The sequence below is a fragment of the Chryseobacterium taiwanense genome (assembly GCF_000813825.1).
GTDB classification, from domain to species: domain Bacteria; phylum Bacteroidota; class Bacteroidia; order Flavobacteriales; family Weeksellaceae; genus Chryseobacterium; species Chryseobacterium taiwanense.
On the sequence record NZ_JWTA01000001.1, the window covers coordinates 46,484 to 72,290 of the forward strand.

At 34.2% G+C, this 25,807-nt stretch carries 21 protein-coding genes; 11 read left to right on the plus strand and 10 right to left on the minus strand.

The genetic code is table 11. The annotated features are described in order from the left end of the window. Positions 1–8: 8 nt before the first annotated feature. On the plus strand, positions 9–1,118 hold the full coding sequence (locus RM51_RS00220; RefSeq protein WP_039364528.1) for an LptF/LptG family permease: 1,110 nt from the start codon (positions 9–11) through the stop codon (positions 1,116–1,118). Here RM51_RS00220 and RM51_RS00225 read toward each other — a convergent pair. Beyond that, a complete protein-coding gene (locus RM51_RS00225; RefSeq protein WP_039363681.1) occupies positions 1,112–1,825 on the minus strand; it encodes a biotin--[acetyl-CoA-carboxylase] ligase in 714 nt (237 codons plus the stop codon). The two genes, RM51_RS00220 and RM51_RS00225, sit on opposite strands and share 7 nt — an antisense overlap. Positions 1,826–1,911: 86 nt before the next feature. Between RM51_RS00225 and rsfS the strand changes: the two genes are divergently transcribed. The 6 genes from rsfS to RM51_RS00255 all read left to right on the plus strand — a co-directional run bounded on the left by rsfS (position 1,912) and on the right by RM51_RS00255 (position 8,085). Then, positions 1,912–2,280, plus strand: coding sequence for a ribosome silencing factor (gene rsfS, locus RM51_RS00230; protein ID WP_039363683.1), 369 nt, complete (start codon positions 1,912–1,914; stop codon positions 2,278–2,280). Between the two features lie 16 nt (positions 2,281–2,296). Continuing rightward, positions 2,297–4,309: an ATP-dependent zinc metalloprotease FtsH gene (gene ftsH, locus RM51_RS00235; protein WP_039363686.1), complete on the plus strand. Its 2,013-nt coding sequence runs from the start codon at positions 2,297–2,299 to the stop codon at positions 4,307–4,309. A gap of 135 nt (positions 4,310–4,444) precedes the next feature. Further along, positions 4,445–5,026 carry an LUD domain-containing protein gene (locus RM51_RS00240; protein WP_039363688.1) on the plus strand — a complete coding sequence of 194 codons (582 nt, stop codon included), beginning with the start codon at positions 4,445–4,447 and terminating at the stop codon, positions 5,024–5,026. Between the two features lie 25 nt (positions 5,027–5,051). Beyond that, positions 5,052–5,924 carry a phosphatidate cytidylyltransferase gene (locus RM51_RS00245; protein WP_039363691.1) on the plus strand — a complete coding sequence of 291 codons (873 nt, stop codon included), beginning with the start codon at positions 5,052–5,054 and terminating at the stop codon, positions 5,922–5,924. A gap of 4 nt (positions 5,925–5,928) precedes the next feature. After that, positions 5,929–6,582: a phosphatidylserine decarboxylase family protein gene (locus RM51_RS00250; protein ID WP_039363694.1), complete on the plus strand. Its 654-nt coding sequence runs from the start codon at positions 5,929–5,931 to the stop codon at positions 6,580–6,582. Between the two features lie 174 nt (positions 6,583–6,756). Then, positions 6,757–8,085 (plus strand): peptide-N-glycosidase F-related protein, encoded by a 1,329-nt coding sequence (locus tag RM51_RS00255; RefSeq protein WP_039363696.1) that lies wholly within the window; start codon positions 6,757–6,759, stop codon positions 8,083–8,085. Between the two features lie 50 nt (positions 8,086–8,135). On the opposite strand, the gene RM51_RS00260 is transcribed toward RM51_RS00255, so the two are convergent. From RM51_RS00260 to RM51_RS00275, 4 genes are all read right to left on the minus strand, one after another. Next, positions 8,136–8,483 carry a DUF1801 domain-containing protein gene (locus tag RM51_RS00260; protein ID WP_039363699.1) on the minus strand — a complete coding sequence of 116 codons (348 nt, stop codon included), beginning with the start codon at positions 8,481–8,483 and terminating at the stop codon, positions 8,136–8,138. Between the two features lie 23 nt (positions 8,484–8,506). Further along, positions 8,507–10,345, minus strand: a complete 1,839-nt coding sequence (locus tag RM51_RS00265) for an ABC transporter ATP-binding protein (protein WP_039363702.1) — start codon at positions 10,343–10,345, stop codon at positions 8,507–8,509. A gap of 52 nt (positions 10,346–10,397) precedes the next feature. Beyond that, on the minus strand, positions 10,398–11,321 hold the full coding sequence (locus tag RM51_RS00270) for a M28 family peptidase (protein WP_039363704.1): 924 nt from the start codon (positions 11,319–11,321) through the stop codon (positions 10,398–10,400). A 241-nt stretch (positions 11,322–11,562) separates the two neighbouring features. Beyond that, positions 11,563–11,952: a DUF4293 family protein gene (locus RM51_RS00275; protein ID WP_039363707.1), complete on the minus strand. Its 390-nt coding sequence runs from the start codon at positions 11,950–11,952 to the stop codon at positions 11,563–11,565. A 144-nt stretch (positions 11,953–12,096) separates the two neighbouring features. On the opposite strand from RM51_RS00275, the gene rho reads away from it, so the two are divergent. Together rho and RM51_RS00285 are read left to right on the plus strand one after the other, a co-directional pair. Next, positions 12,097–13,923 carry a transcription termination factor Rho gene (rho, locus tag RM51_RS00280; protein WP_039363710.1) on the plus strand — a complete coding sequence of 609 codons (1,827 nt, stop codon included), beginning with the start codon at positions 12,097–12,099 and terminating at the stop codon, positions 13,921–13,923. Between the two features lie 273 nt (positions 13,924–14,196). Further along, positions 14,197–14,793 (plus strand): superoxide dismutase, encoded by a 597-nt coding sequence (locus RM51_RS00285; protein WP_039363713.1) that lies wholly within the window; start codon positions 14,197–14,199, stop codon positions 14,791–14,793. A gap of 68 nt (positions 14,794–14,861) precedes the next feature. Here RM51_RS00285 and RM51_RS00290 read toward each other — a convergent pair whose 3' ends face one another. The 5 genes from RM51_RS00290 to RM51_RS00310 all read right to left on the minus strand — a co-directional run bounded on the left by RM51_RS00290 (position 14,862) and on the right by RM51_RS00310 (position 20,723). After that, positions 14,862–16,694, minus strand: a complete 1,833-nt coding sequence (locus RM51_RS00290) for a T9SS type A sorting domain-containing protein (protein ID WP_084110871.1) — start codon at positions 16,692–16,694, stop codon at positions 14,862–14,864. A gap of 21 nt (positions 16,695–16,715) precedes the next feature. Further along, entirely contained in the window at positions 16,716–17,666 is a 951-nt protein-coding gene (locus RM51_RS19360; RefSeq protein WP_052248328.1) for a hypothetical protein, read from the minus strand. Further along, on the minus strand, positions 17,663–18,481 hold the full coding sequence (locus tag RM51_RS19605; RefSeq protein ID WP_052248329.1) for a hypothetical protein: 819 nt from the start codon (positions 18,479–18,481) through the stop codon (positions 17,663–17,665). The genes RM51_RS19360 and RM51_RS19605 overlap by 4 nt, the downstream gene beginning before the upstream one ends. Next, entirely contained in the window at positions 18,478–19,299 is an 822-nt protein-coding gene (locus RM51_RS19610; RefSeq protein ID WP_052248330.1) for a hypothetical protein, read from the minus strand. Before RM51_RS19610 ends, RM51_RS19605 begins: the two co-directional genes overlap by 4 nt. 224 nt (positions 19,300–19,523) lie before the next feature. After that, the gene (locus RM51_RS00310; protein WP_039363719.1) at positions 19,524–20,723 is read right to left on the minus strand and encodes an endonuclease/exonuclease/phosphatase family protein; all 1,200 of its coding nucleotides are present in this window, start codon (positions 20,721–20,723) and stop codon (positions 19,524–19,526) included. 238 nt (positions 20,724–20,961) lie between these two features. Between RM51_RS00310 and RM51_RS00315 the strand changes: the two genes are divergently transcribed. Both RM51_RS00315 and RM51_RS00320 read left to right on the plus strand, forming a co-directional pair. Next, positions 20,962–23,697 carry a TonB-dependent receptor gene (locus tag RM51_RS00315; protein ID WP_039363722.1) on the plus strand — a complete coding sequence of 912 codons (2,736 nt, stop codon included), beginning with the start codon at positions 20,962–20,964 and terminating at the stop codon, positions 23,695–23,697. Positions 23,698–23,707: 10 nt separating this feature from the next. After that, the gene (locus tag RM51_RS00320) at positions 23,708–25,777 is read left to right on the plus strand and encodes a DUF5689 domain-containing protein (protein ID WP_039363725.1); all 2,070 of its coding nucleotides are present in this window, start codon (positions 23,708–23,710) and stop codon (positions 25,775–25,777) included. Positions 25,778–25,807 lie beyond the last annotated feature (30 nt).

Below are 25,807 nucleotides of genomic sequence, written 5' to 3' on the forward strand. Positions count from 1 at the left end.
AAGACATGATTACAATTATAGATAAATACATTATAAAAAAATATCTTGGAACATTCAGTTTCATGCTGATATTGTTGTCTATAGTTGTATTGGTGATCGATGTTCAGCAGAAAATTCCAAGAATTGAAAATGCTAAATTAATTGATCCGAAATTAGATTTGTCTTATTTTCTGGTGCATTTCTATCCGTTTTGGATTGTCAATTTGGTCATGACCTTTTTGTCTATTTTGGTTTTTATCTCAGTGATTTACTTTACCTCAAGAATGGCAAATAATACAGAAATTGTTGCTGTCATCAGTAGTGGAGCAAGTTTCCATCGTTTTGCAAAACCTTATTTACTTACCTCTGTTTTAATTGCAGGGATTTCTCTTGTTGTAAATCATTTCGTGCTGCCTTGGGCGAATATTAAGAAAAATGAGCTAGAAGCATACACCTACAATGCCCGAAATAAAGAAAAAGTATTAGGAACGGCTCCAGCATCAGCACAATTGAGCCGTACAGAATATATCTTTGTTAATTCTTGGAATAAAGCAGAACAAAGAGGTTCAGGATTTATTTTTCAGAAGTTCGATAAGGATAGAAAAATGACCTACGAACTAAAAGCTTCAGATGTATACTGGGACAAAGATAAAAAGCAATTTGTACTCAATAATTATCTTGAAAAAACGATTAATAAAGACAATTCTGCCAAGCTAGGAAACGGTGGTGAATTAAGAAAAAGTTATGGGCATAGTCCGGAAGAACTATTTCCGAATGAACTTTTAGGACAGAATAAAACCACTCCTGAGTTGATAAAGTTTATCAACAGAGAAAAGGAAAAAGGAAACAGCAATTTAAATACCCATTTAAATGAGCTTTACCAAAGAACTTCGATGCCTATCTCCATTATTATTCTTACGTTTTTGGCTTTGTCATTATCTTCTCAGAAAAAGAGAGGAGGGTTGGGAATTAACCTTGCTGTAGGGATTTCTTTAGCTTTCGTTTTCGTTTTCTCTTTTGAAGCTTTAAAAGTGGTGTCAGAAAATAAAAGCATGTCACCGGCTTTGGCAATGTGGTTTCCAAACATTGTCTTTTTTCCTCTTGCAGCTTATTTATACCTGAAAAGAGCCAATCAGTAAAGAAGTCTTATTTCTTTATGATAAAAAGATTGTAAGCCATTTTCCAGCTCAATCCAGAGTTCACCCTTTTCATCGGCTTGTCTGATGATGCCATTTTGTCTTTTCTGGTCAAGTTCAAAAACCGAAATTTTATCCTTTCGAAATAAATGAGTGTTGAAAATAGTAAGTATTTCCTTTTCAGAAGGGATTTTTTTTAATTTCTCAGAAAGAAAATCATGCAGGTCTAAAGTAAATTGATTGAGGTCAAAATGCGTTCCTATTTGCGTTAAAAGAGAACCTGCGTTAGATATTTCATCAAATTTCTCCTGCAAAATGTTGAAGCCTGCTCCAATGATGAAATAATTATTTTGATTTATTTTTTTCTTTTCGATTAAAATTCCAACGATTTTTTTATTTTTAATGATGATATCGTTTGGCCATTTTATTTCCACTATATTTTCAGTCAGATTGGCAAGAAAATCTCTTATGACAATTGCGGTATAATAATTGAACATAAAATCTGAAACCAAAATGTTTTGAGTTTTTACAGCTAATGTAAACGCCAGGTTTTTTTCTGCCGTAGCCTTCCAGGTATTTCCGTATTGTCCGCGACCTTGAGTTTGATTGAAAGTATGTAAAGAAATAAAATCTGAATCATCATAAAGTAAAAACTTAGATATTTCGTCATTAGTAGAAGAGCATTCTTTTAAGTAGAATAGTTGGCTCATTTAAGAAAACTTTAAGACATTAAGGAGGTAAAAGTAAGGCTAAAGTAAAAGAAAAACAATAAATTTGCAGATTATAGTATTTTTTAATGAATAAAACAGTAGAAAAACAAGCACTAATAGATAAAATTGTAGAGGCTATCCAAGATGTAAAAGGTGAAGATATCATGATTTTTGATCTTGCTAACATCGAAAATTCAGTAGCAGAAACTTTTATAATTTGTAGTGGTAACTCTAATACACAAGTATCTGCATTGGCAGGAAGTGTAGAGAAAAAAGTAAGAAACGATCTTAAAGACAGACCTTGGCACGTAGAAGGTACTGAAAACTCAATGTGGGTTTTGGTAGACTACGTTACCGTGGTGGTGCATATTTTCCAAAAAGAAACTCGTGAATATTACGATATTGAGGAACTTTGGGGAGATGCAAAAATCACAAAAATTGAGAATGAATTTTAAATTTTAAAAAGTATAAATGAACAATAAGGGATTTAACTGGTTTTTTCCAATAATAATCATTGCTCTTTTGTTATTTGTTGGCTCTAATTTTTTAGGAGGCGACGGTGCAAAATCTATTGATGAAGATGGCTTCTTCAGAGAAATGCAGGCAGGAAAAGTTCAGAACATTATAATTTATAAAGATACTGAGAAAGCGGATGTATTCCTTACGAAGGCTGCAAAAACAGCAATGGTGGATAAAGCAAAAGAAAACGATCCTCTTGCTGCATTTTCAGTAGCTCCTAAAGCAGATTTCACTGTTAAATACGGAGATCTTCAGCTTTTTCTTCAAAAATTTGATCAGATAAAAACGGCTAATCCAGCTTTAGCTACTACAAAAGACTATGGAACAGGGAAAAATCCAATGATGGAAATTCTTGTTCAGGCATTGATCTGGATTACGATTTTAGGAATATTCTATTTCTTCCTTTTCAGAAAGATGGGAAGCGGTGGCGGACCTGGAGGACAAATTTTCTCTATCGGGAAGTCAAAAGCTAAACTTTTTGATGAAAAAGAAAGAATTCAGGTGACTTTCAAAGATGTTGCGGGATTAGAAGGTGCAAAAGAAGAAGTACAGGAAGTTGTAGATTTCTTGAAAAATTCTGAAAAATATACAAAATTAGGAGGTAAAATTCCTAAAGGGGTTCTTTTAGTAGGGCCTCCGGGAACAGGTAAAACTTTATTGGCAAAAGCGGTTGCCGGTGAAGCTAAAGTTCCTTTCTTCTCTCTTTCCGGTTCAGATTTCGTAGAGATGTTTGTAGGGGTAGGAGCTTCCAGAGTTAGAGACTTGTTTGCTCAGGCGAAAGCAAAATCTCCGGCAATTATTTTCATTGACGAGATTGATGCTATTGGACGTGCAAGAGGGAAGAATAATTTCTCTGGAGGAAATGATGAAAGGGAGAACACCCTGAACCAGTTGCTAACTGAAATGGATGGTTTCGGAACCGATACGAATGTTATCGTAATGGCGGCTACGAACAGAGCAGATATTTTAGATAAAGCTTTAATGAGAGCAGGTCGTTTTGATCGTTCAATTTATGTAGACCTTCCGGAATTACACGAAAGAAGACAGATTTTTGATGTTCACTTGAAGAAGATCAAGCTTGATGATAATGTAGACAGAGAATTCTTGGCAAAACAAACTCCGGGATTCAGTGGTGCAGATATCGCGAATGTTTGTAATGAAGCTGCATTAATTGCTGCAAGAAATAATCATAATTCAGTAAGCAAGCAAGATTTCCTTGATGCAGTAGATAGAATCATTGGTGGTCTTGAGAAAAAAAATAAGGCTATTAAACCATCAGAAAAAAGAAGAGTGGCTTATCACGAAGCAGGTCATGCTACAATTTCTTGGTTGGTAGAACATGCTTCGCCATTGTTGAAAGTAACGATTGTTCCGAGAGGACGTTCTTTAGGAGCAGCTTGGTACTTGCCGGAAGAAAGACAATTGACAACTACAGAGCAGATGTTGGACGAAATGTGTGCGACATTGGGTGGTAGAGCTGCAGAACAGGTGATTTTTAACAATATCTCTACAGGAGCGCTTTCTGACTTGGAAAGTGTTACGAAGAGAGCTCAGGCAATGGTTACGATCTACGGTTTGAGTCCAAATATTGGGAATGTTTCTTATTATGACAGTTCAGGTCAGTCAGAATATTCTTTCGGAAAACCTTACTCCGAAGAGACAGCGAAAAAGATTGATATTGAGATTAAAGCAATTATTGAAAATCAATATGACAGAGCTATTCAGATTTTGACTGAGAATAAAGATAAATTAGATGCTTTGGCAAACAAACTTCTAGAAAAAGAAGTGATCTTCCGTGAGGACTTAGAAGAAGTATTCGGTAAAAGAGCATGGGATCCGGAATTAACGGAAAAACCTGTGACGAATACGATTCCTGAAGGGAAAGATAATGCAGAAGAAATAGTCATTAAAGACAAAGAAGAAGAAAGCGAAATTCAGGCTCCTGAAAGCTCTTCTCAACTATAAAATCTTTAAAAATAAAGATCCATACAACCTGACAATTCTAAATTGTCAGGTTTTTTCATATTTAAGGCCATATTTTTGGAATCTATTCTGATTTATTTTCTATTTTTGTATAAAGTTGACTAAAAATAGATTAAGTTGAATTTATTCAAGAAGATTGTAAGCAAACTGACCAACCAGCCTGAGGAAGAGGATAATCAGAGTCTGGAGAAGCTGGGGGATTCGTTGAAAAATGCGGATCTCGACTATAAGTTTGCGCAATTGTTTACGCATTCGGGAGGGTTTTTTAATTATTGTGCAGATGAAGGAGAAGCGTTACAAACTTTGAATCAAATTGTTAAGATAGAAGGGGTGACCAATGCCTTTTGTTGGGATAAAGAGCTTCAGAGCTTTTTAAATGTTGTGAAGGTTCCTTATACCTCAGAATTGGAACATTCTAATGATTCAGCTTTTATTACCTGCGAATATCTTATCGCGTATGATGGCAGAATAATGCTGTCTCATAACAATATTCTTCATTACCATTCTTCAAGATTGCCAAGCAAAATCATTATCATCGCAAACGTTTCACAAATTGTGAATAATCTGAATGATGCAATGGGAAAGATCAAAAGAAATGGGAATATCAAAAATCTTACTTCAATCAGCGGAAATCAATCGAAGATGGATACGGCTTCCAATTCGAATACAAAACTATTTTTATTGTTGCTTGAAGATTAAGCATCAACTTTCTAAATTTTAAATTTTGGACAAAAACCTTATTCAACGAACGCTATCCGGAATTGTATATGTTGCAATTATTGTTCTATGCGTAACTCCATTAGGCGCACAATTGATTAATTCTATTTCTCCGGATCTGGTTAAACAACAATATCTTTATTTCGGACTGATTACATTTTTAATGTTGGTAGGAACCTGGGAATGTGTGAAAATCGTCCAGTTTGGCAATGGGTATGAAAAATGGGTGGTGCTTCCTCTTATTGCTTTCATATTTTATCTTTTTGCTAAACGATATTTTAATTACGGATTCTTTTTTGATTTCAGGCTGAGCGAAATATTGGCGGTTGTTTTAATTTTAATTGCAGTCGTTACTTTATTCAAATATCCCAACGAATTATACTATGACAGCGGAAAACTGATTTTTACGGTGATCTATGTTGCGCTTCCGTTTTCTTTTGCCTTGGGTCTTCCTAAATTTACCTCTTACGACAATACGTTTTCTCTGGAAGTATTATTCCTGTTTATTTTGATATGGAGTAGTGATACGTTTGCTTATTTAACGGGTAAGTTTTTCGGAAAACATAAGATGGCGCCTAAAATTTCTCCTAAAAAAACTTGGGAAGGATATATTGGTGGAGTAGTCTTAACATTGGTTTTATCTTACTTTATAGAACAATATCACTCAGACCTTAGAGGAAACTGGATGATTGTAGGTTTTTTAGTGGCTGCATTTGCTCCTTTAGGGGATTTAGTGGAAAGTCAATTGAAAAGAAATTTTGGGGTAAAAGACAGCGGAAATATCATTCCGGGGCACGGTGGAGTATTAGATCGACTGGATAGTTTTTTAATCTGCGTTCCTGTCGTATATTTGTACTTTATTTTAGCAAAATTTATTTAATCTCATGAAATTACACAAAGAATCGAAAGGAACAATTACAGTAGCTACGATATTGTTCGTCATCCTTGGCGCATTAGCTATTTACTTCCTTAAAATTTGGTCGTTACTCATTATTCTGCCATTATTGGTAATATATAGTTTGGTATTTTGGTTTTTCCGAGTTCCGGATCGTAACATTTTAGAACATAAAGAAAATGTGATCGCACCGGTTGACGGAAAAGTGGTAATGATAAAAGAGGTTGATGAGGATGAATTTATCAAAGGAAAAGCAATTCAGGTTTCTATCTTCATGTCGCCGTTAAATGTTCATATTTGTAGATATCCAGTATCAGGAAATGTGATTTACAAGAAATACCATCCTGGAAAATACTTGGTAGCTTGGCATGAGAAATCTTCTACAGAAAACGAAAGAACAACAGTTGCGGTAGAAACTTTAACAAACCATAAAGTAGTTTTCAGACAAATTGCAGGATATGTGGCGAGAAGAATTGTTTTCTATTGTAATGAAGGAGATGCAGCAAAAGCTGGGCACGAGTTCGGATTCATCAAGTTCGGTTCAAGAATGGATGTTTTCTTGCCGCTAGATACTGAAATCATCTGTAAGATCGGAGATATTACAAAAGGTGGTTTGGATGTAATCGCAAAACTGAAAGATTAAGATTTAATCAAAATATTTTTAAAAGACTGTTTCGAAAGAAGCAGTCTTTTTTTTATTGAAATTTGAATTATATTTTTAATGTATTGTTGTTTTGTATTTATTTAAATGTTTAACCTTGTTTATTTTTCTTTTAAATTGTATTTTTGATGCAAAATCATAAATTTAAATTTTAAAATGAAAAAAATTCTACTTCCCTTCATGCTTTTTGCTGCATGTTTTAAAATGCAGGCTCAAACTACGATCAATGTTTTTTCACAGATTGTTTTTTATGACGGATATGCGGCAAATGTTTCCAATGCAGTTCCTGCAAATACGATTCGATTGGCGAATTACAGATATGCCAAAAAGCTAAGTGATGCTGAACTGAATTCTTTTCAGAATAAAATTCAGATGAATGTAAACATCGGAGCGCTTTGTGATAATTATGACCGGATCGGAGGGGTACATATTGCTTTAGTTCCCAAAAATCAGGCAACCTATACACTAAGTGATACTGGAGTGAAAAGATTTGAAATAGGGAGATATATTACTCCTTTTATGAATAAAAATATTTCTCCAACTACAGTTCCTTACACGTATGAAGTAGATAATCTATATGCGGTTTTCAGTAATGTAACTTTAAGAAATACATATGATATTTATGTGGAACTTGATGTTTTTGGAGTTCCTTATGCAGCCAATACTCAGGTGGTAGGTTGCTCGGGAAGAAACGATGTTTTTGAGGGAACTTTAGATTTTGTCACATATAACGATCCTTCGGTTACGACTTTGTATAATAACTTACTTCCGCTATTAGACTCCAATGAATTGAATAATTATAATAATACAGACCAAGCTGGGCAAACAGTAAGATTGGTCAATTTTAATGTAAGCCAAAGTACAAATAATGCTAAATTTTTCATCATATCTACACCACATGGAGCCAATACTAATGGAGAGGAATATGTAAGAAGAGAAAATCAGGTTTCATTAGATAACGCTCAGGTTTTAACCTTTACACCGGGTGGAAAATCTTGTGAACCCTATCGAATGTATAACACGCAAGGAAACGGAATATATGGAACAACTGTAAAAACGACTGCTTGGTGGACCGCTTGGAATAACTGGTGCCCTGGAGATTCTGTACCTATCAGAAGCTTTACATCAACGACGCTTACTGCAGGAAATCATGTGCTGAAATACGAAGTTCCGACTGCTGTTTTTTACGGACAGGACGGAAGAGTGGTTCTTTCTATTTATATGCAGAGTAATAATCAACTTTTGTCTGTGAATGATGTTTCCACTATAGATGTGTCAATTTATCCTAATCCTACTACGGATTTTGTAAACATAAGATCGGATAAAAAAGTGAAAAACATTCTTGTATATTCTTTAGACGGAAGAAAGCTCAGCGAGGTAAAAGATTCTAGGGTTGATCTTACTCAGTACCCAACCGGTACTTATTTGTTGGATATTACGTTGGAAGGAGGAACTCAATTTAAACATAAGATCATTAAGAAATAATCTAATATCTGTAAAAATAAATAAGAGAAGTCGAAATGGCTTCTCTTATTTTATTTAATGTACTGTTTTACTTCTTTAATAAGGTTCAAAATAAAATCTAAAGGCAAGTCCTCATCTGTGTCAATTAAAAGGATTTTAAACTTCTTTCTGCCTTCCTGTAGCAACAATGGATGATCTAGCTTATCTCCATGATAGAAACTTATATAATGCTGCTGGTGTTTTTTGCTATAATACAAATAGCACAACATTTTCTTTTTATACTTAAAAAACGGTAATCCAAAACTCAAAGTTTCAGTGATATTTTCTGTGTCGGATTCTAAAATCTTTTTGCGTAAAAAAAGAAGAGTACTTCTTTCAGGCTCATCGATTCTGTAGAAGTACTCTTGTATAGGATTCATTTTAAAATTTAATTTAAAAAGATTTAATCAAAATTTTGTAGCTCAACCAATTTGTGATAAACGCCTCTTTTAGCAATAAGATCGTGGTGAGTTCCCTGTTCCATAATATCTCCTTTTTCCATTACTACAATCCAGTCTGCTTTCTGAATGGTTGAAAGACGGTGGGCGATCACTAAAGAAGTTCTGTTTTCCATCATTTTTTCCAGTGCATCTTGAACGAATCTTTCGGATTCTGTATCCAAAGCAGAGGTTGCTTCGTCCAAAATCATGATCGGAGGGTTTTTCAATACCGCTCTTGCGATAGAAACCCTTTGTTTTTGACCTCCGGAAAGTTTTCCGCCATCATCTCCGATATTTGAATCATATCCTTCAGGAAGATTGGTGATGAATGAGTCTGCATTAGCGATTTTTGCCGCAGCAATTACTTCTTCTCTTGTCGCATCGGGTTTACCCATCAAAATGTTATTGTAAACAGTATCGTTGAATAAAACAGACTCCTGAGTCACCATTCCTAATAACTTACGGTATTCTTTTAATTTTAAATGTTTAATATTGGTTCCGTCAATTAAGATTTCTCCCTCCGAAACATCATAAAATCTGGCCAAAAGGTTCGCAATGGTTGTTTTACCACTTCCACTTTGTCCAACAAGCGCAACCGTTTTTCCTTTTGGAATGCTTAATGAGAAGTTTTTAAGAATTGTATGGTCTTTATCGTAATAGAAACCAATATTATTAAACTCAATGGCATTATTCAACGTAGAAATTGGTGTTGGATCTGCTACTTCATCAATTTTCACATCGGCATCGAGAATTTCTAACACTCTTTCAAGGGAAGCTTCTCCTTTCTGAACATTGGAAATAGACTGGGATAAACTTTTAACAGGAGGTAAGATCTGGAAGAAAATTCCTAGGAAAACCAAAAAATCCGCTGGAGAGATACTCTGTTCTACAATAATTTGTTTTCCACCGTACCAAGCGATAATTAAAAAAGTCACTGAACCTAAAAATTCGCTCATCGGCGATGCAAGTTCCTTTTTTCTACCCAATCTTATTGAACTATTGATCCATCTCTGCATCGACTGCATGAATCGGTTATCCATTATTTTTTCAGCACTGAAAATCTTAATGACTTTAGTAGACTTTAATGTTTCATCTACAATAGAGAAAATGGTTCCCATTTCATTTTGAGCTTCATGAGAATCCTTTTTTAAGCTTTTTCCTATCAAGGCAATCATCGTTCCCATTACAGGTAAAACAAGTAATGAAAAAAGCGTCATTTCCGTACTCAGGAAGAAAAGAGTTACCAATGTACTGATTAGCATGAATGGAGCATTAATCAATTCAACCAAACTTCCCAAGATATTTCCTTCTACTTCACCTACGTCATTCGACATACGAGACATCAAATCTCCCTTTCTGCTTTCTGTGAAAAAAGAAACGGGCAAAGAAAGTATCTTTCTGTACATGGCTCCACGAAGGTCTTTGGTAACTCCTACACGATAATTGATCAGTAAAAATGATCCCAAATATCTGAAAAGGTTTCTCAGTAAAAACATAAAAGCGGTGATGATACACAGCCACGCCAATACCTTAAGTGCTCCATAATCTGTAACCAAACTCTGGACATAATAATTGGCATATTCTTTTGTATAAGAGAAAAAGTCTAAAATTTCTCCTGAATAAACAGGTGGTGTACTATATTTTTTAGCCTCAATGGTTCCGAAAAGCATTCCCAAAACCGGTAAAATTGTTCCTAAAGAAGCAATTTGAAACACAGAATACATAAGATTGAAAAACAAACTCCCATAAATGTATTTCTGGTGCGGTCTTGCGAATTTTAAAATTTTTTGATACTTGTTCATTCAATGAAAAAATTGGATAGCAAAATTACGTAATTTAAATGATAAGACGTTTTTAATTGAATTTTACTTTGTCGTTATAAGTTGGATTGAAGTTTTTCGGGCTTAGTTTCTTCAAAGTCTTTCCGAAATTGTTCACAATCTGAGTTAAATTATCAAAATCAACCACGTGTAAATCATCACTTTCATCATGATAATGAGTCGCTTTCGTCATGTCTGCTGTTGAAAAAGAATGTGCAATAATTTTCTTTTTTACAAAGCTTACATTGTCTGATCTGTAAAATAATTGCTCTGAAGCATATGGATCCGGATTGATCTTTAAACCATTTACTGCATTTTTATTGAAAAGTTCATCAAGATCAGAAAATTCATCACCCGTCATGAACAAGGCGTTTTTTCCAAACTGAGATTCTGTTGCCACCATTTCAAAATTAAAAAGAGCGGTCATATTATTATAAATCTTATCTAAAGCTTTATCCTGAGATATTGCTTTGGAACCAAGCATTCCTTTTTCCTCTCCATTAAAAGCGATAAAAACCATAGAAAACTCAGGTTTTTCATTTTTAAAATAATCTGAAATTCCTACCAGTGTAGTAATTCCGCTTGCGTCATCATCGGCTCCGTTATAAATATTATCACCCTCTTTCTGGCTGGTTCCTATATGATCAAAATGCCCTGAAAATCCAAGGTATTTATCTGTTTTTCCTTTTTTTACTCCACATACATTGTATACCGTTTTTCCTTTATAATTAAACGGAACCAGATAAGAATTTCCGGTACAGTATTCTAAGTTGTTTTCTTTAAAAAGCTTGGCAATATAATTTGCTGCATTCTCATTTTCCTGAGTTCCGATTTCGCGGCCTTTCATTTCGTCAGAAGCTAATGTCGCCAAAACGGTATTGATTCTTTCTTTGGAAACTTCCTGTGCAAAAGAAAATATGGAGAAAAGTGAGAATGTTAAGTAGGTTAGTTTTTTCATTTAGAATAAGATTTATAATAATCTGTCGCACGTTTATTGAAAATGTTGCATCTGAATTTTTATTTCCCACAAATTGCATAGATCCCACAAATACTTAGTATGATGATATTATAATTTTCTAAAATAAAAATCCGCGCAATCATCTGTGAAATCTGAGTGATCTGTGTGATCTGCGGGAACTCAAACATAAAAAAACAGCTCCTAAAAAGAAGCTGTTCTCACTCAAAAAATCGTTGTAAGGTTATCGAAGTCTGTCTACAGATTTTACGAGCCTTTCATCTTTTTTGATATATATGTTTGCAATGAACAAACAGATAATCGCAATCAATGAAAAAATTGGCTCAATACCCTTCTCAGGAAATTGAATTCCTCCGGATAATTTTAGTAACCAGTAAATCAATATACCAATCAACAAAGCGTTTATAATGATGCTGATGTTGTTCAGCAAAATTTGTCTTTTTCTGTTTTTGAAGCTGAATACACTCAGTAATCCAACTAAAACAAGTGCAATACAGGCAATATTAAGTACAGGAAAACTATCAGAAATGATAACATCTTGTCCTGTAACGAACAGAAACACAGCAGCTAAAACTGCTAAAAAAGTCCATATAGTCTGTATTCTTTGTAGCATTGAATAGTAAATTCTAGGCAAAAATAATATAAATTTTGCACAATTCAAAAATAAGTGTAGATTTGCATTATACGAATGTACTTGAAAACAACAGTCACCGGACTTACTTTTCTTACTCACAATTAATTACATTTTTACATAAATATGTTTAACATTGAAACGTTAAGGTCAAAATCCGTAACGGAGCTGACTAAAATCTTAAAAGATTTAGGCGTTAAAGTTGCAAGAAACAGCAATGAGAATGATAAAATCTTTGCGATTCTTGACTTTCAGGCTTCCAACCCTAAAGTTGCTAAAGATTATTTCAACGCCACAGAAAGTAGTACAACTACTGAGGAACCTGCTGTAGAGAAACCAGTAAAGGCTCCGGCAAAAAAAGCTGCTCCTAAAAAAGCTGCTCCCAAACCTAAAGCGGAATCAAAACCGCAGATTGAAGAAAAGGTAGAAGAAAAAGAAATTGTTGCTGAAGAACCTGTGAAAGCAGAGGAAACAAAAGTGGAAATCAGTACTGAAGATACTCCGAGTGAATCTGCCTCAGCTGCAAATGCTAAGAAGAAAAGAAAAAGACTTCCTTCAGCAAATACAGGAAACTCTGAAAATCCTCAAGAAAAAACAGAAGTTCCTAACAATACAGAATCTCCAGAAGCTGCTTCAGCAGACGAAAAGCCGACTCCTTCTCAACATCAGGCTAGACCTCAAAAAGGTCAAAATCATCCGCAAAACAACGGAAACCAACATAAAAACCAAAACCAACAACATCATAATCAGCATCAAAATCAGAACAGGCAGCAACAGCAGCATTCTGAAAGAAATGATGAACACCAACAACATCATGAGCCGAAGAAGGAATTCAGCTTTGATGGAATGGTAAGTATTGAAGGTGTTTTGGAAATCTTACCGGATAACTACGGATTCTTACGTTCATCAGATTTTAGTTATATCTCTTCTCCTGATGATGTGTATGTTTCTACTGCACAGATCAGAAATTTTGGATTGAAAACCGGAGATACTGTAAAAGGGATTGTAAGGTTGCCAAAAGAAGGAGAAAAGTATTTTTCTTTATTGAGGCCAACTGAAGTTAACGGACGTGATCTTGCATTTATTAAAGATCGTGTTGCTTTTGAATATTTAACGCCACTTTTTCCTGAAGAAAAATTTAATTTAGCAGGAAACGGATCTACGATGTCTACAAGAATTGTTGATCTATTTGCGCCTATCGGAAAAGGACAAAGAGCAATGATCGTTGCCCAGCCAAAAACGGGTAAAACGATGTTGTTGAAAGATATTGCAAATTCTATTGCATCCAATCATCCAGAAGTGTATATGATGGTTCTTCTGATTGACGAACGTCCGGAAGAGGTTACCGATATGGAAAGAAGTGTAAATGCAGAAGTAATTGCATCTACCTTTGATGAGGCGGCGGATAAACACGTGAAAGTAGCCAATCTTGTACTTGCTAAAGCACAAAGAATGGTAGAATGCGGTCACGATGTTGTTATTCTACTAGATTCAATTACAAGACTTGCAAGAGCATATAATACGGTTACGCCTGCTTCAGGTAAAGTATTATCGGGAGGGGTTGATGCAAATGCTCTTCACAAACCGAAAAGATTCTTTGGTGCTGCAAGAAAAATTGAAGGAGGTGGTTCTTTAACGATTATTGCAACTGCTCTTATCGACACTGGTTCTAAAATGGATGAAGTGATCTTTGAAGAATTCAAAGGAACGGGTAATATGGAACTTCAGTTAGATAGAAAAATTGCCAACAGAAGAATTTACCCAGCAATTGATTTGGTTGCATCCAGTACTCGTAGAGATGATCTTCTTTTAGATGAAGTGACCTCTCAGAGAATGTGGATCTTAAGAAAATACCTTTCTGAAATGAATCCTATAGAAGCTATGGAATTTGTGGATAGAAATATCAAAGGAACTCGCAATAACGAAGAATTCCTTATGTCTATGAATAAGTAAATTAATTTAATATTGTTAAGAAAAAGCACAAACTTTCTGGGTTTGTGCTTTTTTGTTGGTTTGAACTAGAGAAATTAGAAAATTTTTAGGGATAATCTCTAATCATTTTAATTAAAACTGTCTCTTATTTTTCATACTCGATTTTTTTATTATAAAATTTAATTCATTCTAAATCAATATATCAATGTTAAAGATTTATTAAAGTAATCTCCATTTTTTGAATATAGGTCAAATTATGGCTAAATTTGGATTAATAACATTAAAAATAAAATTATGTCATTTGAATTACCACAACTAGGATATGCTTACGATGCATTAGAGCCGACTATCGATGCAAGAACTATGGAAATCCACCATACAAAGCACCACCAAGCGTATATCGACAACTTAAATAATGCAATTAAAGGTACTGATCTAGAAGGAAAAAATATAGAAGAAATCTGCCAGACTGGAACTGATAAACCAGCGGTAAGAAACAATGGAGGTGGTCACTTCAACCACTCTTTATTCTGGGAAATCTTAACTCCAGGTGGAAGCAATGAGCCTGTAGGAAATGTAAAAGCTGCTATCGAAGCTTATGGTGGTCTTGAAAAATTCAAAACTGATTTTTCTGATGCTGCTAAAACAAGATTCGGTTCAGGATGGGCTTGGTTGGTAAAAAATACTGATGGTTCAGTTTCTGTATCTTCTACTCCAAACCAGGATAATCCTTTGATGCCTGTTGCAGATGTAAAAGGAACACCAGTTTTAGGACTTGATGTTTGGGAACATGCGTATTACCTAAACTACCAAAACAGAAGACCTGACTATGTAGCAGCGTTTTTCTCTGTTGTAAACTGGGATAAAGTAGAGGAATTATTCAACAAATAATTGTTGATTTTCTATAAACAAAAAAGGTTCAGAATTATTCTGAACCTTTTTGTATTTAAGTTGTATAATTATTTAATAATTATAATTTTTGAGACTTGTTTTTTCTCTAAATTAATTTTTAATAAATAGCTTCCTTTTAAGATATTTTGAACATCTATTGAAGTCGTATTTCCTTTCAAGACAGATTTACCAGACATATCATATATTTCCCAAGAAATTAGTTTTTCATTTTCTGAAGTTATATTGATATAATTTGATGCTGGATTCGGGTAAATTTTAATATCCGAATTTTCAACGAATTCTGGTGTAACTTTATTGGCTAATCTTGATGATGAAGATTGTTGGGATGAAATGTTGCTATTATCTTCACATGGTGCAATGTATGCATGGAAATTTCCGGTATTATAACCAGATACATAGAATCCCTCCTTTAAAATGATTTCAAATGCAGCTCTAAAATCTACGGTAAGATTAGGATAAATAATCGAACTCGAGATAATACAACAGCTAGCTTGGAAATTCTGAGAAGTCGTAATTGGCTGATCCTTTTCGAAAGTTATTGCTTCTAAACAAGGATTAGGACAACTTTTAAATGAAACATCTGGTCCAGGAGGATTTGTGTTATTTATTACAACTGGTGTTTGTGGTATTCCACTAATTGTATAATTTAAAGTAGCTTTGATATTAAAATCTTGATTATTATTAGGACCTGAAGGATAAAAGTCTGAATAGTCAAGATTTGTGGAAAAAGCACCTGCAGGAGCAGAGGTAATAATCTTTGTACCTACAACATTATTGGAAGTGTCTAAAACCTGTATAGTTACATTGGTAAATGAAGCATTACTTGGTAATGTAATGTTACCAGAAACAGGAAGCGGAAACTTTGGACAATCTCTTGGTAAAGGATTTAGAGTTATCCCAGGGTTAAATGCTGGATTAGTACACGTAAATCCACAGAAATCATCGAAATATCCATATCCCCAATGGCCTCCTTGACCGCAATCACTTAAAATGATTTCTAAAGTTACTGTTTGTCCTATGAGATTAGCGGTGTTAATGTTTTCACATGCCCAATTAGTGTAAAGGACTCCGTTGTCCTTTTGGAAAAGAGGATTAGTTGGATTGGCCATTACATTTCGAGTAAAGATGGGTTGATTATTACTATTTAATAATTTTACCTGATAATATGGGTTAGTATTAGAGGTTACATGCACACTTCCACCATCTTGTAAAACTAAAGCAAATGCAAAACTGATTGAAGATTCATTTACTGTAAATGTTCTTGTCATTTTAGTGACATGATATAAGTATGGGTCAGTAGAATATGGATTACCTATTCTTATCGCACGTGTGCCGGTATTAACTCTTTGAAGAATCCCTCCTACTATTATAGGGTCAGGTATCGAATTATCTACGAGTGTTGCGTGTGCTGTTGGAGAAGCTGCAATTGGTGTAGTCGGATTATTGTTGAATATGCTCCATCCTGTGGATATTTTATTGTGAGCAAAGCTATAGCCATTTACAGATCCTCCGTTGTCTTCAAATCCCCCATTTACGCATCGCTGTAATTGCTTTGCGTAATAGTTATTTAATTTTTCTGGGTTTTCTTCAAAATAAAGATTTCTTAATCTTGCTTTTTTTGCGGACAGTAACTCACCTTGATAAGCTGAACCGGTTAATGCCTGCCCATTTTCATCCTTAATTTGATTTACCATATTAATAACTTTAGTAAAATCATAAGTACCTATATATTGATCTATAAAACCATCAATCTCGGCTTCTGTACTGCTTACTCTAGTTAGGCGAGCTTGCTCTTCTTGGCTATAAAGCTGTTCATAGCTTTGTGCTGTAATTTTCAAAACTGAAAAACACAGAATGATTATTATTAAAAATTTTTTCATGGAATTTCTTTGTATTAGTTTTTATTTTTTCGTTTCTAGAGCCTCAATTCTTTTCTGTTGTTCTTTGATTAGCTTGTTTTGTTCAATTATATAAAGAGTCAACTCTTCAATTTTTTGGAGAAGCTTAATTTGAAATTCACCCACATTTACACCGTCTTTTTCCATTTCTTTAGCAGAAGCAATTTCAGGTAAATGTTTTTTCTCTTTGATGTGTTTTTCTATTTCCTCTAGCTTTGGAAGAGCGTAGTCTTCTTCAAAAACAAAGTCAGCCGTTGGTGTAAGGGTGACTTTTATTTCTTTGGATTCTAATTTAGCGTCGATTTTTACATTGTCAGAGAATGAAGCTTTTCCGTTGACATCTAGTTTGTACTGCGGAGTAGTCGTTCCAATGCCTACATTACCGTTACCATCTATTCTTATTCTTTCATTTGATGACGTGAAAAAGCTTAAACCAAAATAACCAGAAAGAGTAACTCCGCGACCATCGTTAGAAGTTCCAGTAGGATATGCTTCTAAGAGTGACATTCCATAATTTGCAATCCCGTTTGTGTTGTCCGTTGTAATAAATCCAATCCTTCTGGTTGTATTTGGAGGATAGCTCCATCCTGTAGAATTAATATCGCCCTCAATATGTAGTCTTGTTTGTGGAGTTGAAGTTCCAATTCCCACATTTCCATCTCCTTTTATTATAAAAGGGATATTTCCACTCGCTCCAACATCTCTAACTCTAAAAAAATGACTGGCTTGAGCATTTTGAGTATTGGAGAATGACTCAACATCTATTGTGAATGCGTCTATGTAATTGGAACTTCCTGGTTGGTATACATGAAATTTAGCTTCAGGATTTGCTATTCCAATACCAACGTTTGTATTTCCAGAAGGTGTTGAAAGAGTGGCTCCATTTGGAGTATATATTTGAGCAGATAATATAGTGGAAGCAAAAATAGTTAAGGATAAAATTTTGTTTTTCATGGATTCGTTTTATTAATTTTAGATTCAAGCTCTTTTATTCTTTTATTTTGTTCAATAGTATAAAGAGTGAGCTCTTCAATTTTTTGTAAAAGCTTGATTTGAAATTCACCGACATTGACTCCATCTTTTTCCATTTCTTTAGCAGAAGCAATTTCCGGTAAATGTTTTTTCTCTTTGATGTGCTTTTCTACTTCTTCGAGCTTAGGGAGATCATAATCTTCTTCAAAAACAAAGTCTGCAGTTGGTGTAAGAGTTACTTTTATTTCTTTGGATTCAAATTTTCCTTGTAAGGATGCATTGTCCCCCTTTACTAAAAAGGTATCTCCTATTCTGGTTCCCCCCGAAAAATCATTGCCATAATTTAGTGACAATATATTGCCTGTATCGTGTACGATTGCTCTTCCTCCTGTTCCTCTAGCTTCATATTTCAGTTCTAAGTCACCAGCACCATTGTAAAAAAAATAATTATTATTGCTTGTTGCTCTGAAGGTTCCACTTACGTCTAAAGTAGCATAAGGATTTTCATTATTAATCCCTACATTTCCTGTACTTGCAATGTAAACGGTTCCCGATAATGATTTTAACTTTATATCTCCTGCTGTTCCAGTAAGATTTATTCCTCCATACCATTTTATGTCTAGGCCTCGAAAACCATTACTAAAAGTTTTGCTCGAAATATGGTAATGATCTTGTTCTGAAGGTATACCATATGTGGGTTTGTCATATAAATTTTTAAAGAAAGAGTCATCGTCTAAAACTTGGGCATTCAAAGATATTGATGACAATAAAATAGAAGTTAATAAGAATTTTTTCATGGATTATTTTTATTTATTTTAGATTTTAATTCTTTGATTTGTTTATTTTGTTCAATAGTGTGTAACGTAAGTTTTTCAATTTTTTCTTGCTGTTCTTTATTTAATTTATTTTGTTCAATTGTATAAAGAGTCAACTCTTCAATTTTTTGTAAAAGCTTGATTTGAAACTCACCTACATTTACTCCATCTTTTTCCATTTCTTTAGCCGAAGCAATTTCCGGTAAATGTTTTTTTTCCTTGATGTGTTTTTCTACTTCCTCAAGCTTTGGTAGATCATAATTTTCTTCAAAAACAAAATCAGCGGTTGGGGTAAGAGTTACTTTTATTTCTTTGGATTCAAATTTCGCATCAACTTTAACATTGTCTGAGAAAGAAGCTTTACCAATAACATCTAATTTGTATTGTGGGTTGGCAATTCCAACTCCGATATTTCCAGATTCCGAAATTGTTAGATTAGGTTCATTGTTTGATTGTGTTGTAAAATGCAAAGTTCTAGTTCCTTGTGGATTAGTGTAAATTCGAGCGTATTGGTCATTATTATTATTAATGAATAATATATCAGCAACATCTTGATTTCCTCTTAATAAAACATTTCCTCCGTCCATTACAAAATTTGATATATATAACTGCAAGTCTCCATTTGAAACACGTAAGTTACCACCATCTATATGTAGCATTTCAGTGGGTGAATTAGTACCTATTCCAGTAAAATTATTTGATGAGTTGACAGTATTTCCTACGACTCCATTAGGAACATAAATCTGAGCAGATACTACTGCAGAGGCAAAAATAGCCAATGATAAAATTTGCTTTTTCATGAATTGATTCGTTATTAGTTTAAGATTGATGAATTTTTCAATCCTTTGTGAATAACAAATCTAGTCAAAATTTTGAACGCTTGTTTAAATAATTGATGAATTTTATTTTACGGTAGTTAGACTTTTAAAAAATATTAATTCAATATTTGTTTTAATAAAAAATCAATGGGTATTGATTTGTATTTACATAAAAAAAGCACTCAAAATGAGTGCTTAAGCAATATTTATTTTTTTACATGTTCTCTTTGAACGATTGATACCGCAGGGAAGTGATCACTGTATCCTCCGGTAAACCTATCTCCGTCCCAAGAACGTAATGGGTAGCCTTTCCATTGTCCTTCTTTATTGACTAAATAAGGCGGAGCGTAAATTTCTGCTTTAAATATGGAATAGGTAGGTGTTATTTTTTCCGGAGAATATAAATTTTTTGAAACAATAATTTGGTCGAATAAGTTCGGAGCATCTCTATAGGCAAGAGAAGCAACTCCGGCTTTATATAATTTGTACATTAAATTATAATAAGGATATTTATCCGAAAGCTCACTTGGATCTCCAACTGCATTCAAGTGTTTCTTTAAACTTGGGCTTACTGGATCGTCATTATAATCACCCATTGAGAATAGTTTTATTCCTGGGTTTTCTGCCGTTACTTTATCCATTTCATTTTTTAGAACGGTTGCAGCGGTATTTCTTTTTGCTTGAGAAATAGCTTCGCCTCCTCTTCTTGATGGCCAGTGATTCATAAAAATTCCAACTTTTTCACCATCCAATAATCCTATGGCAACGACAATATCTCTGGTGTATTCTCTTTTTCCGTCTTCGTCAAAAATTTTAATTTCTTTTTTATAGGAATTAAGCACAGAAAATCTTGATTTTTGATAAATAATAGCCACGTCGATTCCCCTTGCATCGTAAGAGTTGAAGTGTACAATACCGTAGTTACTTTTTGCTAAAGCAGGTTGTTTGATCAAATCTTCAATTACCTGTCTGTTTTCTACCTCGATAAGTCCGCAAATAGCAGGATTGTCGTTAGTGTATTGTCTTCCTAGTTCGGAAATTACTTTTGCTTCGTTGGCTAATTTTTGATTGTAAAACTTAGTCCCCCATCTTTTAGGGCTATTTGCGGTGAAATCCTCCGCTAAAATTTGCTTACGGATTACTTTTTTACCAATTAAAAGATCATCACTCCATTCTCCTTTGTAGTCTTCAGTAGTTTCTAACAATTTTAAAGAATCTAATGGAACACTTCTGTGAAATGCAGGGTTTGAAACCGCTAAAGTTCCGTTGATATAATCGGCAGAAGGAATCGTGTCCCAAAGGTTTTCAACATTTAAAAATCCGACAGCAGCTCTTTTAACCTGTTTCTGCTGAGAAAACGTAAATCCGAAACAAAAAACGGCAATAACGATTAAATATTTTTTCATATTCTTAGTATTTTAAAAAAAATGAGGGGGTAAAATTACTAATTTTATATAACAATAAACATTAATAAAAATTCATGTATGTTTTTTAATATTTAATTGTAAAAAGGTGATATTTTTAGGATAATAATCGCAGGTTAAGAAAAATTAATAGAATAAATTATTAAAAATGTTTCCGTTAATGAAAATAGTTCTAAATTTGTTGCCCCCTAATTAAAGAAGGAGTTAAAAAAGTTTATATATGATAAAAAAACTATCCCTAATCTCTTTGTTTACGTTATTGCCTGCATCTTATTATTTTGCACAAACTACTGTTTTTGCCTATATTAAAGATCAGGATGGTAAGCCTCTGGAGAGAGCAGAAGTGGATCTTGCACAATCTGTAGATGATGTAACTGCAGATAAAATTGGATATTTCCAATTTGTAGATCTAAAGCCGGGTCATTATCTTATTACGGTTACGAAACCAAACTTTGAATCTAAGATTTTAGAGTTTGATGTAACTGCTGATGAGAAAAGAAAGAATCTAGGTGTGATTACACTTAGTGGTAATGTAGGATCAGATGCAGGTGTTGTGGTGATTGATGATTCAGCGAATGATACTGAAGATGGAGGTTCTGCTATGCAGCCTACTGTAGGACTTTTAAGTTCGGGAAGAGATGCATTTCAAAATGTATCGGCGTTCGAATTAGGAGCATACTGGTTCAGACCAAGAGGTGTAGACAACAGATTTGAGGATGTATTTTTCAATGGTGTTCCGATGTCTAAAAATGATGATGGAAGAATCGACTTCAGTAACTGGGGAGGTCTGAATGACGTGACAAGGTATCCATACGAAAATGTAGATAACATTACTCCTTCAGAATACACTTTTGGGAACTTGGGAGGTGTTGTTTATTACAATACTAGAGCTTCCAGCTACAGAAAACAGACTTCATTGGCGTATTCATTTACCAATAGAAGTTATTTGCATAGAGCATTAGCAACCTATTCTTCAGGTTTGTCTAAAAAAGGATGGGCATTCACATTCTCAGGAAGCAGAAGATGGGGGGATAGAGCTATTATAGATGGAGTATACCAAGATGCTTATGCATATTTCGGATCTATTGAGAAGCAATTCAGCGATAGGCACTCAATCAACCTGACAGGTTTCGGTTCTCCTACTTATAGAGCATCAAACTCTCCTAACACTCAGGAAGTATATGATATTATGGGTAAAAACTATAATTCATATTGGGGATGGCAAGACGGAGAAAAGAGAAACTCAAGAATCAGAAATGTATTTGAACCCGTATTTATGTTAACTGATTATTTGAAAATCGGTAAAAACTCTAACTGGACAAATACTGTTTCTTATCAGTTCGGAAGTGATGCAAGAAGCAGATTGGACTGGTTCCACGCAGCAGATCCGAATCCAACTTACTACAGAAAACTTCCGGGATATGGTCTTTTAACTGAAGAAGAATTTAAAGCTCAATCCCAAATCGATTGGAATTCTTTGTACAGTGCCAACCGTCTTAATCTTAAAAACCCGGACGGGACGGATAGAGGGGCTGTTTACTCAGTTGTAGAGGACGTTACCAAAGATCAGACTTTTAATTTCGCTTCTCACTTCGATACAAGATTAAAAGATAATTGGAAATTAAATATCAATTTCAATTATCAGAATCTAAAATCTGATAACTTCAGAAGAGTGAAAGACTTGTTGGGGGCAAATTTTGCTTATAACCAGAATGCTTTTGATGGAGATGTAAGCTACAATATTGATGATCCGAATGTACAGGCGAAAGAAGGAGACAGAACTCAGTATTCTTATCTTTTGACCAAAAACCATTATTCGTTGAACCTTTCATCAGAGGTTGATTTTGCTAAATGGAATGTAGTTGCCTCTGTTTTCTCTTCTTATTCAGAATCTTACAGAGAAGGAAATTACAGAAGTTATAGATTCCAAAATAACTCTAAAGGAAAAAGTGCTGTATATGATGCTTTAGACGCAGGTATTAAAGCGAAAATTACGTACAAAATCAACGGTAAAAACTTTATTGTTTATGATGGGGCATATTTTAGCTTAGCACCAACATTTAATGAAATTTATATCAACCCAAGAACGGTAGATTACTTAACTCCAGGAGTTAGAAATCAGGTGATTAACTCAAATGATTTGAGCTATATCATGAGAGGTCAGATTTTGAAATTGAGACTTTCCGGATTCTTAACTACAATTAGCAACGCTACAGAAATCTCTAGATACTATGCTGATGTGCAGAGTGGTTCTGGAACAGCTTTGAGTACTTTGGTAAACGAAGCAATGAGTAATGTAAACAAAAGATACATAGGAGCAGAACTTGGTTTTGATGTAAAAATACTACCTACTTTAAATGCAACTGGAGCTGCAAGTGTTGGAGAATACAAATACACAAGTGATGCTGATGTTTCTACGTTTGATGATATTAACCGTTTTAGAGGAGAAGATTTCTGGAGAGGAAAAGCACAAATTAAAAACTATAAAGTTGCAGGAACCCCTCAGAAAGCATTCTCTTTCGGATTAAAATATAACTCTCCAAAATATTGGTGGGTTGGAGCTTCAGCAAACTATTTAATGGATCAATATGTTGATATTTCGGCATTGAATAAGACTCCTTATTTCTATACAGATGCAGGAGGAAACCCTATTGAAGCAGCAACTCCGGAACTTGTGAAGCAGCTTACGGCTCAACAGAAGTTTGACGATCAGTTTATGTTAAATGCAAATGCCGGAAAATCTTTCGTGTTTGGAAAATACAGAATGGGAGTTAGTATTTCTGTAAACAATATTCTAAACAACAGAAATTATGTAACCGGAGGTTTTGAACAGGGGAGAAATGTAAACTTTGATGATGCACTTGCAGATTCTCAAAGAGCAAGACCTTATTTCAGTCCAAAACTTTGGTATGATAAAGGAATCACTTTCTTTACTAACGTGTATTTAAGATTCTAAAAAAAATATTATGAAAAAATATAATTCAATTCTAAAATATATTTTCATTGTTGTAACGGCCTTACTTATTACAGGTTGTGTACATGATGATAAATACGATGCTCCTAATCTTGATGATTATCAATGTAGAAACGCTGATTATTATGTTACAGGAAAAGGAAAGGATTTAACAAAGTTGACATTGACGGCTTTGAAAGCTAAAGCTCAAAATGTAACCCTTACAGATAAGGCTTATATAGAAGGGTACGTTTCTTCATCCGATGAAACAGGAAATATTTATAAAACAATTTACATACAAGATTCTCCAACAGACCCGACAGAAGGTTTAACAGTAAGTGTAGATGCAGTAAGTACGTATACCAAATTTCCACAAGGGTCTAAAGTCTATATAGAGATAGAAGGTCTTGCGCTTAGCTCTTATGGTGGAGTAACACAATTAGGAATGATTACCGATGCAGGAACAAGAATTCCAGAAAAATATGTTCCTGCTCATATTTATAGAGATTGTAGCGTAAAAGCAACGATTACTCCTAAAGTAATGACATTTGCACAGATGGTTACTGCAAATGATAAATATATAGGATGTCTTATTCAGGTAAATAATGCAGAGTTTGATAGCAAAATTTTATGTATGAACTATGCTCCGGATGCTACTACAGTAGATAGAGTAATCAGAGATAACAGTACTACAACGACAAGAATTGTAAGAAACAGTGGATATGCATCTTTTGCGAACCAAATAATGCCTTCAGGGAATGGTAAATTTGTAGGGATTTATAGTAAATACAACTCTACCTACCAATTATACATCAACAGAGTTACCGATCTTGAAATGAATAAGTTTCCTCGTTTAGACGGGATTACGGCTGATCCTTGTAAATTCAGCGATACAGGACTTACTCAGAAAACAATTGCTGAAGTAAAACAATTGTATACAACAGGAAACTGGAATCAGATTACAGGAGATTACTATGTAAAAGCTCAGGTAACAGCAAATGATGAAACTGGAAACTTATATAAGTATGTTTATATTGAAGATGCTACAGGAGGTCTTAGATTTAATATCAATAAAACAAACCTTTATCAGGATAATCGTTTCAGAGTAGGAAAAGATATTTATATTAAATTAAAGGATCTTTATGTAAGTAATGTAAGCGGAGAAATACAGCTAGGTGGTTTATATAGTAATAATACTGCTTTCGGAGGTATTGAAGAAGTTAACATTTACAAAAGTGTTTTTGATGGAAATGCTCCGATAAGAGATGTATCTTCTACTGAAAGAACAATCTCTCAACTTACGAATGCTGATGTAGGAAGATGGATTAAATTGAAAGATGTGCAGTTTAAAGATTCAGATTTATATCAACCTTATGCTTCTGGAAGTACTACAAACAGAACACTAATTGATTGTACTGGGAAAACAATTGTTTTAAGAACAAGTAACTACGCAACATTTGCAGGAAAAGATGTATCAGGAGGAAAAGGTGATGTTTATGCGATTCTAAGTGCATATAACGGGACTTACCAACTTTGGATCCCTTATCAAATCAATGCAAACTTAAGTAATCCAAGATGTGACGGAAGTGTATACGTTCCATTATCAACAATTTATGGAGACGACTTCTCTTCAGGTTTTGCAAACTGGACAACAGTAAGTGTAACGGGGGCTGAAGTATGGACTATTTCTAATCAAGGGAATTCTGGAAACAACTATGCGATGATGAATGGTTATGCTTCCGGAAATAAAGTTAACGAAGACTGGTTGATTTCTAAAGAAGTAAGCTTGGTAGGAAAAACAAAAGCCTTTGCTTCCTTTACAACAGATGTAAGATATGTTGGAAATGCTTTGCAGATATATGCAACAGATAATTATACAGGAACACCTTCTACAACAACATGGACATTGCTTTCGGCAACACTCGATACAAATACTGCTGCTTATGGAGATTGGGTAAGCTCTGGAAATTTAAACTTAAGTGCTTTCTTAGGTAAAAACGTAAGAATTGCCTTCAAATATACTTCTACGACTTCTGCAGCGGCAACATGGGAAGTAGATGATTTCAAGATTAAAGGACTATAATACGTAATCTATTAATAAAAAAACGGTAAA

Excerpts from the sequence above, each read along its gene's own strand:
- RM51_RS00225 (WP_039363681.1), bottom strand. The coding sequence starts at position 1,825 with ATGAGCCAACTATTCTACTTAAAAGAATGCTCTTCTACTAATGACGAA.
- rsfS (WP_039363683.1), top strand. The coding sequence starts at position 1,912 with ATGAATAAAACAGTAGAAAAACAAGCACTAATAGATAAAATTGTAGAG.
- ftsH (WP_039363686.1), top strand. The coding sequence starts at position 2,297 with ATGAACAATAAGGGATTTAACTGGTTTTTTCCAATAATAATCATTGCT.
- RM51_RS00250 (WP_039363694.1), top strand. The coding sequence starts at position 5,929 with ATGAAATTACACAAAGAATCGAAAGGAACAATTACAGTAGCTACGATA.
- RM51_RS00255 (WP_039363696.1), top strand. The coding sequence starts at position 6,757 with ATGAAAAAAATTCTACTTCCCTTCATGCTTTTTGCTGCATGTTTTAAA.
- RM51_RS00260 (WP_039363699.1), bottom strand. The coding sequence starts at position 8,483 with ATGAATCCTATACAAGAGTACTTCTACAGAATCGATGAGCCTGAAAGA.
- RM51_RS00265 (WP_039363702.1), bottom strand. The coding sequence starts at position 10,345 with ATGAACAAGTATCAAAAAATTTTAAAATTCGCAAGACCGCACCAGAAA.
- RM51_RS00270 (WP_039363704.1), bottom strand. The coding sequence starts at position 11,321 with ATGAAAAAACTAACCTACTTAACATTCTCACTTTTCTCCATATTTTCT.
- RM51_RS00275 (WP_039363707.1), bottom strand. The coding sequence starts at position 11,952 with ATGCTACAAAGAATACAGACTATATGGACTTTTTTAGCAGTTTTAGCT.
- rho (WP_039363710.1), top strand. The coding sequence starts at position 12,097 with ATGTTTAACATTGAAACGTTAAGGTCAAAATCCGTAACGGAGCTGACT.
- RM51_RS00285 (WP_039363713.1), top strand. The coding sequence starts at position 14,197 with ATGTCATTTGAATTACCACAACTAGGATATGCTTACGATGCATTAGAG.
- RM51_RS00290 (WP_084110871.1), bottom strand. The coding sequence starts at position 16,694 with ATGAAAAAATTTTTAATAATAATCATTCTGTGTTTTTCAGTTTTGAAA.
- RM51_RS19360 (WP_052248328.1), bottom strand. The coding sequence starts at position 17,666 with ATGAAAAACAAAATTTTATCCTTAACTATTTTTGCTTCCACTATATTA.
- RM51_RS19605 (WP_052248329.1), bottom strand. The coding sequence starts at position 18,481 with ATGAAAAAATTCTTATTAACTTCTATTTTATTGTCATCAATATCTTTG.
- RM51_RS19610 (WP_052248330.1), bottom strand. The coding sequence starts at position 19,299 with ATGAAAAAGCAAATTTTATCATTGGCTATTTTTGCCTCTGCAGTAGTA.
- RM51_RS00310 (WP_039363719.1), bottom strand. The coding sequence starts at position 20,723 with ATGAAAAAATATTTAATCGTTATTGCCGTTTTTTGTTTCGGATTTACG.
- RM51_RS00315 (WP_039363722.1), top strand. The coding sequence starts at position 20,962 with ATGATAAAAAAACTATCCCTAATCTCTTTGTTTACGTTATTGCCTGCA.
- RM51_RS00320 (WP_039363725.1), top strand. The coding sequence starts at position 23,708 with ATGAAAAAATATAATTCAATTCTAAAATATATTTTCATTGTTGTAACG.